The sequence below is a fragment of the Planococcus rifietoensis genome (assembly GCF_001465795.2).
GTDB lineage: Bacteria > Bacillota > Bacilli > Bacillales_A > Planococcaceae > Planococcus > Planococcus rifietoensis.
The window spans coordinates 1,543,757-1,555,570 of the sequence record NZ_CP013659.2 but is presented as its reverse complement, the minus strand read 5'-3'; the positions used below and the strand labels follow the sequence as shown (position 1 = coordinate 1,555,570).

Annotated in this window: 17 protein-coding genes; 9 read left to right on the top strand and 8 right to left on the bottom strand. The window is 49.0% G+C overall.

Going from position 1 to position 11,814, the window contains the following annotated elements:
- Entirely contained in the window at positions 1 to 933 is a 933-nt protein-coding gene (locus AUC31_RS07720; RefSeq protein ID WP_058380598.1) for a sulfurtransferase, read from the top strand.
- Positions 934 to 973: 40 nt separating this feature from the next.
- Here the strand turns inward: AUC31_RS07720 and AUC31_RS07715 are convergent, their stop codons facing one another.
- Positions 974 to 2,287 carry a hemolysin family protein gene (locus AUC31_RS07715; RefSeq protein ID WP_167549934.1) on the bottom strand — a complete coding sequence of 438 codons (1,314 nt, stop codon included), beginning with the start codon at positions 2,285 to 2,287 and terminating at the stop codon, positions 974 to 976.
- 166 nt (positions 2,288 to 2,453) lie between these two features.
- Between AUC31_RS07715 and AUC31_RS07710 the strand changes: the two genes are divergently transcribed.
- The 4 genes from AUC31_RS07710 (at position 2,454) to AUC31_RS07695 (ending at position 5,384) form a co-directional block, all read left to right on the top strand.
- Positions 2,454 to 4,034 (top strand): amidohydrolase, encoded by a 1,581-nt coding sequence (locus AUC31_RS07710; protein WP_058380599.1) that lies wholly within the window; start codon positions 2,454 to 2,456, stop codon positions 4,032 to 4,034.
- A 2-nt stretch (positions 4,035 to 4,036) separates the two neighbouring features.
- Positions 4,037 to 4,756 carry an SDR family NAD(P)-dependent oxidoreductase gene (locus AUC31_RS07705; protein ID WP_058380600.1) on the top strand — a complete coding sequence of 240 codons (720 nt, stop codon included), beginning with the start codon at positions 4,037 to 4,039 and terminating at the stop codon, positions 4,754 to 4,756.
- Between the two features lie 17 nt (positions 4,757 to 4,773).
- Positions 4,774 to 4,974 carry a hypothetical protein gene (locus AUC31_RS07700; protein ID WP_237150728.1) on the top strand — a complete coding sequence of 67 codons (201 nt, stop codon included), beginning with the start codon at positions 4,774 to 4,776 and terminating at the stop codon, positions 4,972 to 4,974.
- 152 nt (positions 4,975 to 5,126) lie between these two features.
- A complete protein-coding gene (locus AUC31_RS07695; protein WP_058380602.1) occupies positions 5,127 to 5,384 on the top strand; it encodes a hypothetical protein in 258 nt (85 codons plus the stop codon).
- 45 nt (positions 5,385 to 5,429) lie between these two features.
- On the opposite strand, the gene AUC31_RS07690 is transcribed toward AUC31_RS07695, so the two are convergent.
- Positions 5,430 to 6,074 carry an SDR family oxidoreductase gene (locus AUC31_RS07690; protein WP_058380603.1) on the bottom strand — a complete coding sequence of 215 codons (645 nt, stop codon included), beginning with the start codon at positions 6,072 to 6,074 and terminating at the stop codon, positions 5,430 to 5,432.
- Positions 6,075 to 6,246: 172 nt separating this feature from the next.
- On the opposite strand from AUC31_RS07690, the gene AUC31_RS07685 reads away from it, so the two are divergent.
- From AUC31_RS07685 to AUC31_RS07675, 3 genes are read left to right on the top strand one after another with little or no spacing between them, the layout of a single operon-like run.
- Entirely contained in the window at positions 6,247 to 6,456 is a 210-nt protein-coding gene (locus AUC31_RS07685; RefSeq protein WP_058380604.1) for a hypothetical protein, read from the top strand.
- A gap of 12 nt (positions 6,457 to 6,468) precedes the next feature.
- A complete protein-coding gene (locus tag AUC31_RS07680; protein ID WP_058380605.1) occupies positions 6,469 to 7,479 on the top strand; it encodes a S66 family peptidase in 1,011 nt (336 codons plus the stop codon).
- 16 nt (positions 7,480 to 7,495) lie between these two features.
- Positions 7,496 to 7,993: a GNAT family N-acetyltransferase gene (locus AUC31_RS07675; protein ID WP_058380606.1), complete on the top strand. Its 498-nt coding sequence runs from the start codon at positions 7,496 to 7,498 to the stop codon at positions 7,991 to 7,993.
- A gap of 46 nt (positions 7,994 to 8,039) precedes the next feature.
- On the opposite strand, the gene AUC31_RS07670 is transcribed toward AUC31_RS07675, so the two are convergent.
- The 5 genes from AUC31_RS07670 to AUC31_RS07650 form a co-directional block, all read right to left on the bottom strand.
- Positions 8,040 to 9,053, bottom strand: coding sequence for a PQQ-dependent sugar dehydrogenase (locus AUC31_RS07670; protein WP_058380607.1), 1,014 nt, complete (start codon positions 9,051 to 9,053; stop codon positions 8,040 to 8,042).
- Positions 9,054 to 9,313: 260 nt separating this feature from the next.
- Positions 9,314 to 9,640 (bottom strand): hypothetical protein, encoded by a 327-nt coding sequence (locus AUC31_RS07665; protein WP_058380608.1) that lies wholly within the window; start codon positions 9,638 to 9,640, stop codon positions 9,314 to 9,316.
- An 18-nt stretch (positions 9,641 to 9,658) separates the two neighbouring features.
- The gene (locus tag AUC31_RS07660; RefSeq protein WP_058380609.1) at positions 9,659 to 9,871 is read right to left on the bottom strand and encodes a hypothetical protein; all 213 of its coding nucleotides are present in this window, start codon (positions 9,869 to 9,871) and stop codon (positions 9,659 to 9,661) included.
- Positions 9,872 to 9,973: 102 nt separating this feature from the next.
- Complete coding sequence (locus tag AUC31_RS07655; RefSeq protein WP_058380610.1) at positions 9,974 to 10,363, bottom strand: ribonuclease HI family protein; 390 nt, start codon at positions 10,361 to 10,363, stop codon at positions 9,974 to 9,976.
- The gene (locus AUC31_RS07650) at positions 10,360 to 11,055 is read right to left on the bottom strand and encodes a queuosine precursor transporter (protein ID WP_058380611.1); all 696 of its coding nucleotides are present in this window, start codon (positions 11,053 to 11,055) and stop codon (positions 10,360 to 10,362) included. The genes AUC31_RS07655 and AUC31_RS07650 overlap by 4 nt, the downstream gene beginning before the upstream one ends.
- Positions 11,056 to 11,196: 141 nt before the next feature.
- Between AUC31_RS07650 and AUC31_RS07645 the strand changes: the two genes are divergently transcribed.
- Complete coding sequence (locus AUC31_RS07645) at positions 11,197 to 11,394, top strand: zinc-finger domain-containing protein (protein WP_058380612.1); 198 nt, start codon at positions 11,197 to 11,199, stop codon at positions 11,392 to 11,394.
- Between the two features lie 115 nt (positions 11,395 to 11,509).
- Here the strand turns inward: AUC31_RS07645 and AUC31_RS07640 are convergent, their stop codons facing one another.
- Entirely contained in the window at positions 11,510 to 11,716 is a 207-nt protein-coding gene (locus AUC31_RS07640; protein ID WP_058380613.1) for a cold-shock protein, read from the bottom strand.
- Positions 11,717 to 11,814: the final 98 nt, after the last annotated feature.

The following is an 11,814-nucleotide window of genomic DNA, read 5'->3' as shown; positions in this document are numbered from 1 at the left end:
ATGACTGTTTTTATTGAAACGACAGATACAGAGAATTACCGTTGGATCGATGCACGCTTTGACTTAAAGGATTCCGCATGGGGAAGCGAACGCTTTGCGGCGGAACATGTGGCAGGGGCGATCCATTGGGACTTGGAGAACGATTTATCCGATATGGCGTCTGAAAACGGCCGCCACCCGATGCCGAGCAAAGAACAGCTGACGCAATTGTTCCAAGCAGCTGGTTTGGAATTGACGGATTCGATCGTCGTCTATGACCAGGGCGGTTCTCCTTATGCCGCACGAGCATGGTGGTTGCTTTCTTATGCCGGATTCGAACACGCTTTTATCAGCCGTGTCGGTTTTGACGAACTGAAGCAGCAAGGCATTGCCACTTCGACAGAATCAACATCCTATTCAGCTTCATCCATTACGCCGGAGTTTAACGATGGATTGCTTGCGACGCGTAAAGACGTCCAGCAAATCGTCGACGGCAAAGAATTGGGCGTCTTGATCGATGCCCGTTCTGCGGAACGCTATGCCGGCATCAACGAACCGATCGACGCCGTCGCCGGGCGCATCCCGGGTGCACGCAATTACGATTGGTCGCAATTGGTGTCGAATGGCGCATTCCGCACCGATGAAGAGTTCGGCGGATTGCTGCAGCCAAAAGAACCAGCTGTCGTATATTGCGGCAGCGGCGTAACGGCGGCTGCGCTGTATGCCATGCTTGCCGAAAAACAATACGAAGGCTTGAAATTGTATGTCGGCAGCTATTCCGACTGGATCTCCGATGAGGATAGTGTCGTGGAAATCGACCGCGATGAGCATCCAGAAGCAGCTGATGACCAGACGAGAGCGGTACTGGCGAAGTTGATCGAAGAAGGCTACACCGGTGAGATGCTGATGAAGAAATTTGAATACGAAAAATCGCTCTTGGAAGATAAAAAGTAAATAAAAAACGGCATTGCTAATGACAAGCAATGCCGTTTTTTTATGATTTATTTTTCTTGTTTAATTGGACAGTGATGATTTGGTGGTTCTCCATCTCGCGTACGATAAAGCGGAAGTCGGTCAAATCGATGACGCCACCCTCTTCGATATCTGTGTCCATCATCTGGACCCAGCCTCCGATAGTGTCGATGTCTTCACTTTCTTCGAATTCGATCGGGAAGCGGGCTTCGAGTTCTGACAGCAGCACACGGGCGTTGACGAGGAAATTATGATGATCTATCCGTTTGATGTCATCGGTTTCATCGTGATCGAATTCATCGCGGATTTCACCGACAATTTCTTCCAGGATGTCTTCCATGGTGATGACACCGGCTGTCCCGCCGTATTCGTCGACGACAATTGCCATATGGACATGCTGGCTTTGCATGCGCAGCAGCACATCTTGGATCGGCGCCTGGTCATGGACGAACGGCAAATCGTGAATTGTCAAGCTTTTCGAGAGATCCCCGGCCGTCGTATAGCTCGTCAGCAATTCCTTAATATTGACAAAGCCAATGATGGCGTCTTTATCGCCGTCTTCGGTTACCGGGTAGCGAGTATATTGATGTTCTTCGATAATCTCCATTAATTCAGCGTGATCCATTTCCAATGAAATGGTAATCATTTGCGTTCTCGGCAGCATGATGTCTTTCGCAAGCCGTTCATCAAATGAAAAGATGTTTTGCATATACGCCAATTCATTCTGGTTGATTTCGCCGCTTTGGTAACTTTCATGCATCAGATGCTTCAAGTCTTCTTCGGAGTGGCCATATTCCGGCTGCAAAGTTCGAATGCCGAGCGGGCGCAACAGAAGCCGTGCCGCTGCGTTAAGCAGCCATAGTACGGGTGCAAATACACTGCCGGCAAGACTCAGTGCAGGGGCGAGGCGAAAGGCCGCGCGTTCTGCGTACTGGGCCGCCAATGCTTTCGGCGCCAGTTCCCCAATGATCGCCCGAATGAAAAAGACCAGGACGAGCACAGTGATATAAGCGATTGGTCCTGCCGCATTTGGTCCGGCGTTGTCTGCCACTGCCTGTACAGAAGGCAATTCGGCAATGTTTTTTGACAACCAGCCAAGACCAATTGCTGTCACTGCGATGCCAAAGCGCGAAACGGATAGATAATAATCCAAATTATTGCTGATTTTTTCCAGCCAATTGGCATTTTTACGCCCTTCCGATAAGGCTTGTTCGATGCGCGATAAGCGCACCCGGATGATGGAGAATTCCGCTCCAACAAAAAAAGCGGTAAAAAATAAAAGAATACTTGCGGTTGCGATATAAAGATAAAATATACTGTCCAATTCGTCCCCCATGTCCGGGAGCTCACCTCAGCTTTCTAAAGTTGTGCATAGTATATCATAAATGGGGAAGCTTGTATCTGCGGGCGGGCGCAGAAAAATTTAGCCGTTTCCAGCCAAACTTATTGAATGCACTGAAAAATATATTTATGATGAACAAAGAGAAAAGGAGTGGTTTTAGATGAAGGTGCTTATTTACGGGGGACAGATTTATACAATGGCAACAGAAGGCGAGACCGTAGAAGCGGTGCTGGTCTCTGACGACCACATAGAAAAAACAGGGTCTTACGAAGAATTGCGTCAACTAGCCGATAAGGAAATCGATTTAGCCGGCCGTACGATGTATCCGGGGCTTGTTGACAGCCACCTGCACCTGATCCAGCACGGAGAAAAGTTGATGCGTGTCGATTTATCGAAGATCGACAGTTCAGATGAGATGAAACAGCAATTGATCCGCTCGACGGAAGGCCATTCTGGAGATGAATGGTTTATCGGAGAAGGTTGGAATGAAAATAATTTCCCGGACCGGAAAATTTTCCATCGCAGCGAACTCGATGCCATCTGCGAATCGCCGATGATGTTAAAACGCGTGTGCCGCCATGCGGTGCTCGCCAATTCGCGCGCGCTTGAACTGGCAGGGATCACAAAAGAAACTGAAGATCCAGAAGGCGGCGTCATCGTGCGTGATACAAACGGTGAACCGACAGGGTATTTGCTCGATGCAGCCCAGGATCTCGTCGCAGGAGTCGTGCCGGAAGTGAGCGTCGACTATTTGACGAAAGCGCTGAAAACCTCGGTCGACGATTTGCTCAAGCTCGGGCTAACGGGAGGCCATACAGAAGATATGGGGTATTACGGCCATTACTCACGGCCGCTGCAAGCTTTCCGAAACGTAATCGGCAAGGAAACGAAATTCCGCGCCCATTTGCTGCGCGCCCATATCGCTTTTGAGGAGATGATGGAGAACGCCGACTACTTAGAACCGTTTATCGATCCAGGCCCGATGAAATTATTCGCTGACGGTTCGATCGGAGGCAGAACGGCACTGCTTAGCCGCCCTTATACAGACGACCCATCGACTAGCGGCGTGGCGATTCATTCCGATGAAGAACTGAAACGCCTGGTGTCGGTCGCGAGAAAACACGGGGAAGCGGTCGCTATCCACGTCATCGGGGATTTCGCTATGGAAAAAGCGCTCGATGCGATCGAAGCCCACCCAACGCCTGAAGGCAAGAGGGACCGCCTCATCCACGCGATGGTACTGAGAGAAGACTTGCTTGAACGCTTGAAGCGCCTTGATGTGGCGCTTGATCTACAGCCAAGTTTTGTGCCTTCAGATTTCCCGTGGGTAGTGGAGCGTCTCGGCGAAGACCGCCTCGCGTTATCATATGCTTGGAAGACGCTATTGGATGAGGGCATCATCTGCGCAGGCGGATCCGATGCGCCGATTGAAGAAGTCGACCCGCGCCAAGGTTTATTTGCGGCTGTTGCACGCAGAAAGCCTGAAGAGACGCATGAAGGATATTTGCCGGAACAAAAACTCAGCCGCTTCGAAGCGATCCGCTTGTATACGTACGGCAGTGCACAAGCGATTTCTATGGAGCACCGCCGCGGCTTGATCAAAGAAGGCTTCGATGCGGATTTCACCGTGTTTGACCGTGATTTGTTCGAAGGGCCTGAGGAGCAATTGCTAGACGCTGAAGTGGAAATGACAGTCGTCGCAGGCGAAGTCATGTACGAGAAAAATGGCGTGGAGGTGTGAAGATGGAAACGTTTATCATCACCGGTGCTTCAAAAGGCATCGGCCTTGCACTCAGCAAGCAATTGGCAGAGTCCGGTCATCAAGTAATCGGCATTGCCCGCACGCAGCCTGAAGACTGGACAGGTGCACTGTTCATCAGCCATGATTTGACCGATATCGCTGGGATTTCCAAAGTCATGTCACGAGCGGCAACAGAAATTTCAGCTGAAGCCGAAGCGGTTACTTTGGTCAATAATGCCGGGACGGTCGAACCAATCGGCTTTGCCGCCGCGAACGACGGACAGGACATCGAGAAGAGCATCACTTTGAACTTGACGGCGCCAATGGCTTTGTCTTCCGCTTTCTTGGGCGGGACAGAGTCCATAAAGACGCGCCGCATCGTCAATATCTCATCAGGTGCCGGCAGAAAACAGGTCAAAGGCTGGAGCGCCTATTGCGCCGGCAAGGCGGGTCTCGACCATTACACGACATGCCTCGATGCTGAATATGAAAACCTTAAAGCGGTTTCGGTGGCACCGGGCATTATCGATACCGGCATGCAAGAAAAAATACGGGAAAGCGGGGAAGAGGATTTCCCGCAGATCGAGCATTTCCGTGATTATAAGCGCAGCGGCAAACTGAGCACCCCGGAAGACACAGCATCAGGCTTGATCCAGTTGATGCAACGCCCTGATTTCAATGAACTGCCGGTATTGCTTGATTTGAGGGAGCTGCCGAAATGAAAAAGGGGGAAGCCCAATTGGCTACGAAACAGCAAATGCTAACGAAATTGCGTGAAGCGGACCAAGCAGGCGTCGATGTGTCGAGCCCAAAAGCCCTTGTCACACATATGCTCGAACGTGGGGATAAAGATGCCGTGCTATGGTTTTATAAAAAAGGAAGCGTAGAATTCGATTTTGACTACTATCGGAAGCTTGTAGCGGAATTAAAAGCGCATTAAGCTAAAAAACCCCAATCCAGTATTTGTGGATTGGGGATTTTTGGCTGTTGTTTTAGCCGAAATCAAGCCGCTTTCTGGATGTGAATTATGCTATAGTAGCTGTAGTTGATGTTAAAAAATGACTTAATCTTTCAACAAAAGGATGGAATTCAATGGACACGTTGTTATTTATCGCAATAATTGGGGTGGCGGTTTTTGTCGGGATCGCGTCAAAGAAATACTACGATAAACCCTATATCGTCAATTTCGGAATCGCGGCTTTGATGCTATTGCTTGTCGTTCAGTCGATTTTGATGCAGCCGATTACGATACTTGGCTATATCGCCATTGTGGTCTGTTCGATCGCATTCGTTTTCCAAGTGGTGATCGGCTACCGCAATTGGAAAGGCCAGGAGTATACAAAAGCATGAAAAAAAGAAGGTGAAGAGAAAGTCTTCACCTTCTTTTTCGTTTCATTAAATTTGTTTTAAGGCGTCTTCGATTTGGCTGTCGCCTGCGGTCAGCTCGAATACTTTGTCTGTAAGATCTGTGGATTCAAGGCACGCGACGATGACAGCTGCGACGTCTTCTCTCGGAATGCTGCCGGGATCGAGTTTCCCGGCTGCAGCAATTTGCCCTGTTGCCGGATCGTCTGTCAATAAGCCGGGCCGGACAATCGTATACGCCAAGCTGCTCGATTGCAAGATGCGATCAGCGTGGTGTTTGGCGATATAGTACGGCGTCATTTCCTTAGTCCAATGGGAGCGGTCATCGGCATGGATGGCGCTGACCATGATGAAGCGATCGATGCCGGCTAGTTCTGCCGCTTCTACCGCTTTTGCCGCGCCGTCCAAATCGACAGTCATCGTTTTGTCTGCACCGGTTGAAGCGCCGCTGCCAGCTGTGAAGACTACTGCATCGCAGTCAGTCATCGCTTTTTGCAGTTCTTCCACGCTTCCTTCGAGGCTTGCCACGACAGTTTCCGCTTTTAACTCTTCAAAAAACGGGCGTTGCTCTGGTTTGCGGATCATCGCTTTCACTGTGTGCTCTGGATGTTTCGCAAGCAGGCGCACCAAATGCTGTCCAATCTTGCCGTTTGCTCCAATTACGAGTGTCTTCATTTCAATTTCCTCCTTAAAATTTGGCTACCTACACCCTATACCCGAAAAATCGGACTATAGCCAAAATATAGGATATGATGCAAAAAACTAGCATGTTTTCTTGGCGCAACTTTTAGTATAATTGTAAAAAGAAAAATAATTTAAAAATGTTAAATTATAGGGGTGTTTATATATGAGCAAACAATTCGAGGAAAATGACCTGTCCATACAGCAACGCAATCTAAAAGAAACGCCGCCGGATTTTTCACAGTTCAAAGGCAAACGTCTCGACAAGCAGCCGAATCTTTTGGTGGACGGATTGGTCCACGTCGTCTTAACCGGTTTTGGAGCCGCTTTACTGCTGGGCATCGTTTATGTGTTGTTCAATTATATCAATTGGTAAGGAGGAGAGACAATGATCCGCTATCCCGATCGAGCGTTAAGAACCATCGGCGTCACGGCACCTTCTTCAGGGGTGTCTGAAGAACTTCATCATTTGCTTGAAGGAGCTACAGCCCAGTTGGAGAAACAAGGATTTGCTGTCAAAACTACGGCGAATGCCTGGACCCAAAAAGAAGCGAAGTCATCGCCTGCAGCCATCCGCGCGAAAGAACTGCTCAGCATTTGGCGTGATTCCAAAGTCGACGCGATCATTCCGCCATGGGGTGGGGAGTTGTTATTGGAAGTATTGGAGCATCTGGATTTTCAGAAGTTCACGCCGAAATGGCTTCTTGGGTATTCGGACGTCAGCTTGCTGTCATTGGCAATTACGTTAAATACCGGAATCGCGACGGCACATGGCACCAATATCGTCGACTTGCGCGGCAGTGAAACCGATCCGACTACTGCGCGTTGGGTGGATGTGCTGTCTTCGACGAAAGGCGCGGTCATTAAACAAGTCTCTTCTGAGCGGCACCAAAAAAATTGGAGCCATGACAAGCCGGCTCCTGGCGTTTTCAATTTGACCGAGCCGACCGACTGGAAAACCGTATCGGGACAAGCTGAGCGGCTGGAAGGCCGACTCCTTGGCGGATGCATCGACGTGATTCGCCACCTCATCGGTACGCCATACGGTGACGTGGATGCTTTCCGAAAGAAATTCATTTCAGGGGAGCCGGTCGTCTGGTTTTTGGAAAACTGTGAAATGAACACACCGGATTTGAAGCGCAGTTTGCTGCAGATGAAATATGCAGGCTGGTTCGATAATTGTTCCGGAATCGTCTTCGGCAGAAGCGAAGCGAACGATGCCGTGCAAGGCTATACCGCGGAGATGGTGTACCAGGAACTGGCGGAGCAATTAAAAGTTCCCATCGTTTATGATGCCGATATTGGCCATCAGCCACCGCAAGTGATTTTGGTCAACGGGGCGCACGCGATTTTCCACGTTGACGACGGAAAAGGACGTGTCGTCCAGGAATTCCGCTAAAGAAAGGATGAATGCCATGGATTATCGCCAGTTAACACCAGAAGATGCTGAACAGTACCGTGAACTCCGCTTGATCGCATTGCAGACAGATGCCGATGCGTTCTCGACTGATTTCAATGAAGCAAACCAAAGTCCGTTGAGTGCGACCGCCAACAATCTTGCCAATCCTTCCGCTGTGACATTCGGGGCTTATGACGAAGGCCGTTTGCTCGCGATGATGACACTGCTCAGATTATCGGGGAAGAAGACCAGCCACAGAGCCGAAGTACTCGCCGTCTATGCAACGGAAGAAACGAGAGGGACAGGGGTTGCGTCCACGCTTTTTGATCAGTTGCTGGCATTTGCAAGGGAATGGGATGGGCTCGAACAGCTTGAACTCGCCGTCAATTCTGCCAACCCGCGCGCCATCCGTTTTTACGAACGATCCGGCTTTCAGCGCATCGGCACAACGCCGAATGCCCAGAAGGCAGACAGCCGTTATATCGATGAGTTGTTGATGGTGCTGAAGCTGTAAAAAAGAAAAAATAGAAAAAAGCGGAGACACTGGTCTCCGCCTTTTTTTATTGTTCATTTAAAATATACAGTTTGTCGTCGCCTTCTGTCGGGGTTCCCCGGCCATCAGTATTATTCGTGATGAAATACAAATCGTCGCCGTCAGAATGGACATCGCGGATACGGCCGTACCCTTCGATGGAATCGGTGATTTCTGCCGATTCTGGATCCATCACTTTGATCGCCGTCCCGCGAAGTGCTGCGATATACAGCGCACCGTCGTGGAAATCGATCCCGCTTGGCGCCCATGTATCATCATCGCCGCTAGTTGCTAGAGGTGCTTCTAAGCCATCTGCTGTTTCTTCTCCTTCGATATCGGGCCAGCCATAATTGGCGTCCTGTTCGATGATATTAATCTCATCGTTTGCGGATTGGCCATGTTCTGCTGCATACATTGTCTCCCCGTCCCACGCCAAGCCTTGTGGATTGCGGTGGCCGAGCGAATAGATTTCAAATTCATTGAATTCGTTGAGGCGGAGAATCTTCCCGTTGACTGAAGCGGGATCCTGCGCAAGATCAGGTTCGGATGCGTCTCCGATGGTCGCATACAGCGTGCCGTCTTCACTGAATTCTAACCGGCCACCGTGATGGACATTGCCTGTTGGAATGCCTGACAAGAGAACGGCCGTTTCCGACCAGCTGCCGCCGTCCAACCGGAATTCCGCAATTTTATTATAAGTATTTCCATTATCTTCATAGACATAATAGCCGTAAGCTTCCTGTGAGTCATCGAAATCAGGCTTCAGCACAAATCCGAGAAATCCGGCTTCAGAAGCCGAGGACAAGGGCGAAGAGAAATTGACGTCTTGGCGTTCCAACTTTCCTTCAGCATCAATGTAAGCGACTGTGCCTGGACGTTCTGATATATAGAAAGCGTCTCCTTGCTTGTTGATTGACCAAGGGGCTTCAAGGTCTGTCGCGATTGCATCTGCAGGTGCGGTCGCTTCATCGGGATTCGCCGGCCCATTGCTGCATCCGGCAAGTGCTATTGCCAGAACCCCGGGAAAAAGCCATTTTTTCAACTTGAAAACCTCCTTTTTATTCATCATAATCGAAGCAGGAAGCGTTGGGAAATGAAATACAGCAAGGAGGGCGAGAAATGCCACTGCTAAAAGACGTGAAAGAACAAGAAGAACTGCGTAAAAAACGCAATTTGGTCCGCATCATCACATGGATCAGTATCGCGGTCGTGCTGTTCATCCTGTGGTATGTAATTTAAAGGGACTGCATAAATAAACGCGAAGCCCGTAGTCTAGGCTTCGCGTTTATTGCGTTTTTGCAGTTATGCATTCGTTTTTTGCTGTGGTTTGGCGATAATCCATTCGACGATGACAAACACTGCTACGAGGACAATCATTAAATTGATCAGCCCAGCGTCCAAATACTTATCGCGGAAAATGATGGCGACCGTCAAAACGTAAAAGACGGCCTGTGTTACTTTTGCAGCAGGCGGCACTTCGTTTTTCGGATAGCGCAGCCGGCCGAGCTGGAACGCCAGGAAAGCGAACAACAGAATCAAGTATTGGGGCCAAGTAAAGCTGTCGTTGACCAGATTATTCATCAGTGCATAAACGATTAATGGAACAAGATACAATAAAAGCGTTTTCAAGGGATATCCTCATTTCTGCTATTTTTTGCGCGGTGTGCTGTTTTGTCTTTCTTTCAACAGCTGGACCAAATTGAAGACGGCGAAAGCGAGTGCAAGCCCGACAATGATTACCGACAATAACGGATAGAGTGATACACCGTTTTGCATGATGTCCACGATGCGTGCATAGATAATGAATGGGCCGATCAGGATGATGAAAATATCGAGTGCGGTGCCTAGTTTCGATCTCATAAATAGCCTCCAGTAAATCAGTATGACTCCATCATATCAGAATCGTGCGATTTCTGGCATCCCAAAGTAAAAAGCAGACGCTCAGTTGAACGGCTGCTTTCTTTATTTATGCTCTTTTAGTTTGTCGTTAGCAAGTGTGTGAGCCGCCTTGTTCTGGGAATCGGGGATCCATTTGATGAAGCAATAATCGAATTCGTCCGCAATCGACAAGGACTCGTCCAGCAATTTTTTGTAGACCGGATTTTTCACAAAGCGTTTTTCGAAGGCGTCAACGACGAGTTTTGAGTCCGATTTGATGGACACCATGCCGGTCGCGAGCGGACGAGCGAGCTTCAGCCCTTTTAATAGCGCCGTGAATTCGGCCTGGTGATTATCCATTTCGCCGACGTATTCACTCCATTTGATGGAATGCCCTTCGCCTCTTAAAAATACGCCGACTGCGCTGACGTTGACACCGCCAGCAGTCGATGCGTCCACGAACAATTCGATCATCGCACAGCCTCCTGTTCATCGAGCGGCCGAATTTTCTTCGCGATATAGCCGAACGGCGTATCCAGCACCGACACGATGAATTTCAATACATACGTTGAAATAAAGATCTGGATCCAGACATCGAACGGAAAGACGCCGAAAAAAGCGATCGATGTGAAGATCAAGGTATCGATCAATTGACTAAGCAAAGTCGAGCCATTATTGCGAATCCAGAACTGGCTGTCTTTCGGAAAGATTTTTCGCAAAGCCGAAAAGACGATGACGTCGATATGCTGCGCGAGCAAGTAAGCGATCATGCTGGCAATGGCGATTTGCGGCACCAATCCGAAGACTGTCTCGAGTGCTTCGTGCGCAAAATCACTGTCCGCCGGAATGAATTGAAGGCCGAACTGCATCGTCACGACCATGATCAAAAGTGAGGAAAAGCCGAGCCATACTGCTTTCTTCGCTTCTTTTCTGCCGTATTTTTCATTGAGAATATCGGTTGCGAGAAAAGTCGAGGCGTACAAGCTATTGCCGAGCGTTGCGGTCAAACCGATGATCTCAATCGTCTTTGTCACTTGAATATTCGCCAGGATGGTGGCGAACGCGACCCAGGCGAACAGCCCGGTCTTGCCGAACACTTTATACATGATGAGCAATAACACAAAATTGAACAGGGCGAAGCCTAGCCCTAAAAATTCATTAAACAAACTGCTTCCTCCTTAGTTTTGGTAGAGCGGGAAGTTTCGAACCGCTAAGGACGAAAATGTCCCAAGCCAGTATACCGATTGTTGCAGAAAAAAACAAATTCATAGTAGAATAATAGAATGACATTTTGCGGAGGGACCCGAATGAAAAAAGTATCCATCATCAACGAAATCGATGAAATGCTCAATACGTATTGTGAAGGCTGCTTTGTCAAAGCCCAACTCCGCAAGGACGAAGGAAAAACGGCGGCGCACCGCTTTTGCATCAGCGAATGCACAGTCGGCACCCAATTGCAGTTTTTGGGGCAGGAATTAAATAAAATTGGCACGGGCGGTAAGTAAACCCTCGAGCAGTTGCAGGGTGTTTTCATTAGCATAGCAATCCAGTATGCACAGATTTACTTGAATAAAAAAGAAGACCCAGGAAAAATTCCTGGGTCTTTTGCTGTTTCAATTTTTATGGTTGGTCCTGCACGACGTTTGCTGCTTGCGGCCCGCGATTGCCGTCGATGATATCGAACGAAACGGCTGCGCCTTCTTGCAGCGAGCGAAAACCATCACCTTGGATGCCGGTAAAATGGACAAAAACATCATCACCGTTGTCACATTCGATAAAGCCATAGCCTTTTTCTGAATTGAACCATTTCACAATTCCGTGGTGCATGGACCTTCCCCCTAATATTCAGATTGTCAAACCCTTAGCCTTAGAGCCAATGGATGGCTTAACTATACATGATGGTGCATATAAGGTCAATACGGCGA

What these genes read in the sequence shown, in the direction of transcription:
- AUC31_RS07640 (WP_058380613.1), bottom strand. Translation starts at nt 11,716, where the DNA reads ATGCACCACGGAATTGTGAAATGGTTCAATTCAGAAAAAGGCTATGGC.
- AUC31_RS07680 (WP_058380605.1), top strand. Translation starts at nt 6,469, where the DNA reads ATGATCCGCTATCCCGATCGAGCGTTAAGAACCATCGGCGTCACGGCA.
- AUC31_RS07705 (WP_058380600.1), top strand. Translation starts at nt 4,037, where the DNA reads ATGGAAACGTTTATCATCACCGGTGCTTCAAAAGGCATCGGCCTTGCA.
- AUC31_RS07685 (WP_058380604.1), top strand. Translation starts at nt 6,247, where the DNA reads ATGAGCAAACAATTCGAGGAAAATGACCTGTCCATACAGCAACGCAAT.
- AUC31_RS07675 (WP_058380606.1), top strand. Translation starts at nt 7,496, where the DNA reads ATGGATTATCGCCAGTTAACACCAGAAGATGCTGAACAGTACCGTGAA.
- AUC31_RS07690 (WP_058380603.1), bottom strand. Translation starts at nt 6,074, where the DNA reads ATGAAGACACTCGTAATTGGAGCAAACGGCAAGATTGGACAGCATTTG.
- AUC31_RS07695 (WP_058380602.1), top strand. Translation starts at nt 5,127, where the DNA reads ATGGACACGTTGTTATTTATCGCAATAATTGGGGTGGCGGTTTTTGTC.
- AUC31_RS07645 (WP_058380612.1), top strand. Translation starts at nt 11,197, where the DNA reads ATGAAAAAAGTATCCATCATCAACGAAATCGATGAAATGCTCAATACG.
- AUC31_RS07655 (WP_058380610.1), bottom strand. Translation starts at nt 10,363, where the DNA reads ATGATCGAATTGTTCGTGGACGCATCGACTGCTGGCGGTGTCAACGTC.
- AUC31_RS07720 (WP_058380598.1), top strand. Translation starts at nt 1, where the DNA reads ATGACTGTTTTTATTGAAACGACAGATACAGAGAATTACCGTTGGATC.
- AUC31_RS07710 (WP_058380599.1), top strand. Translation starts at nt 2,454, where the DNA reads ATGAAGGTGCTTATTTACGGGGGACAGATTTATACAATGGCAACAGAA.
- AUC31_RS07660 (WP_058380609.1), bottom strand. Translation starts at nt 9,871, where the DNA reads ATGAGATCGAAACTAGGCACCGCACTCGATATTTTCATCATCCTGATC.
- AUC31_RS07715 (WP_167549934.1), bottom strand. Translation starts at nt 2,287, where the DNA reads ATGGGGGACGAATTGGACAGTATATTTTATCTTTATATCGCAACCGCA.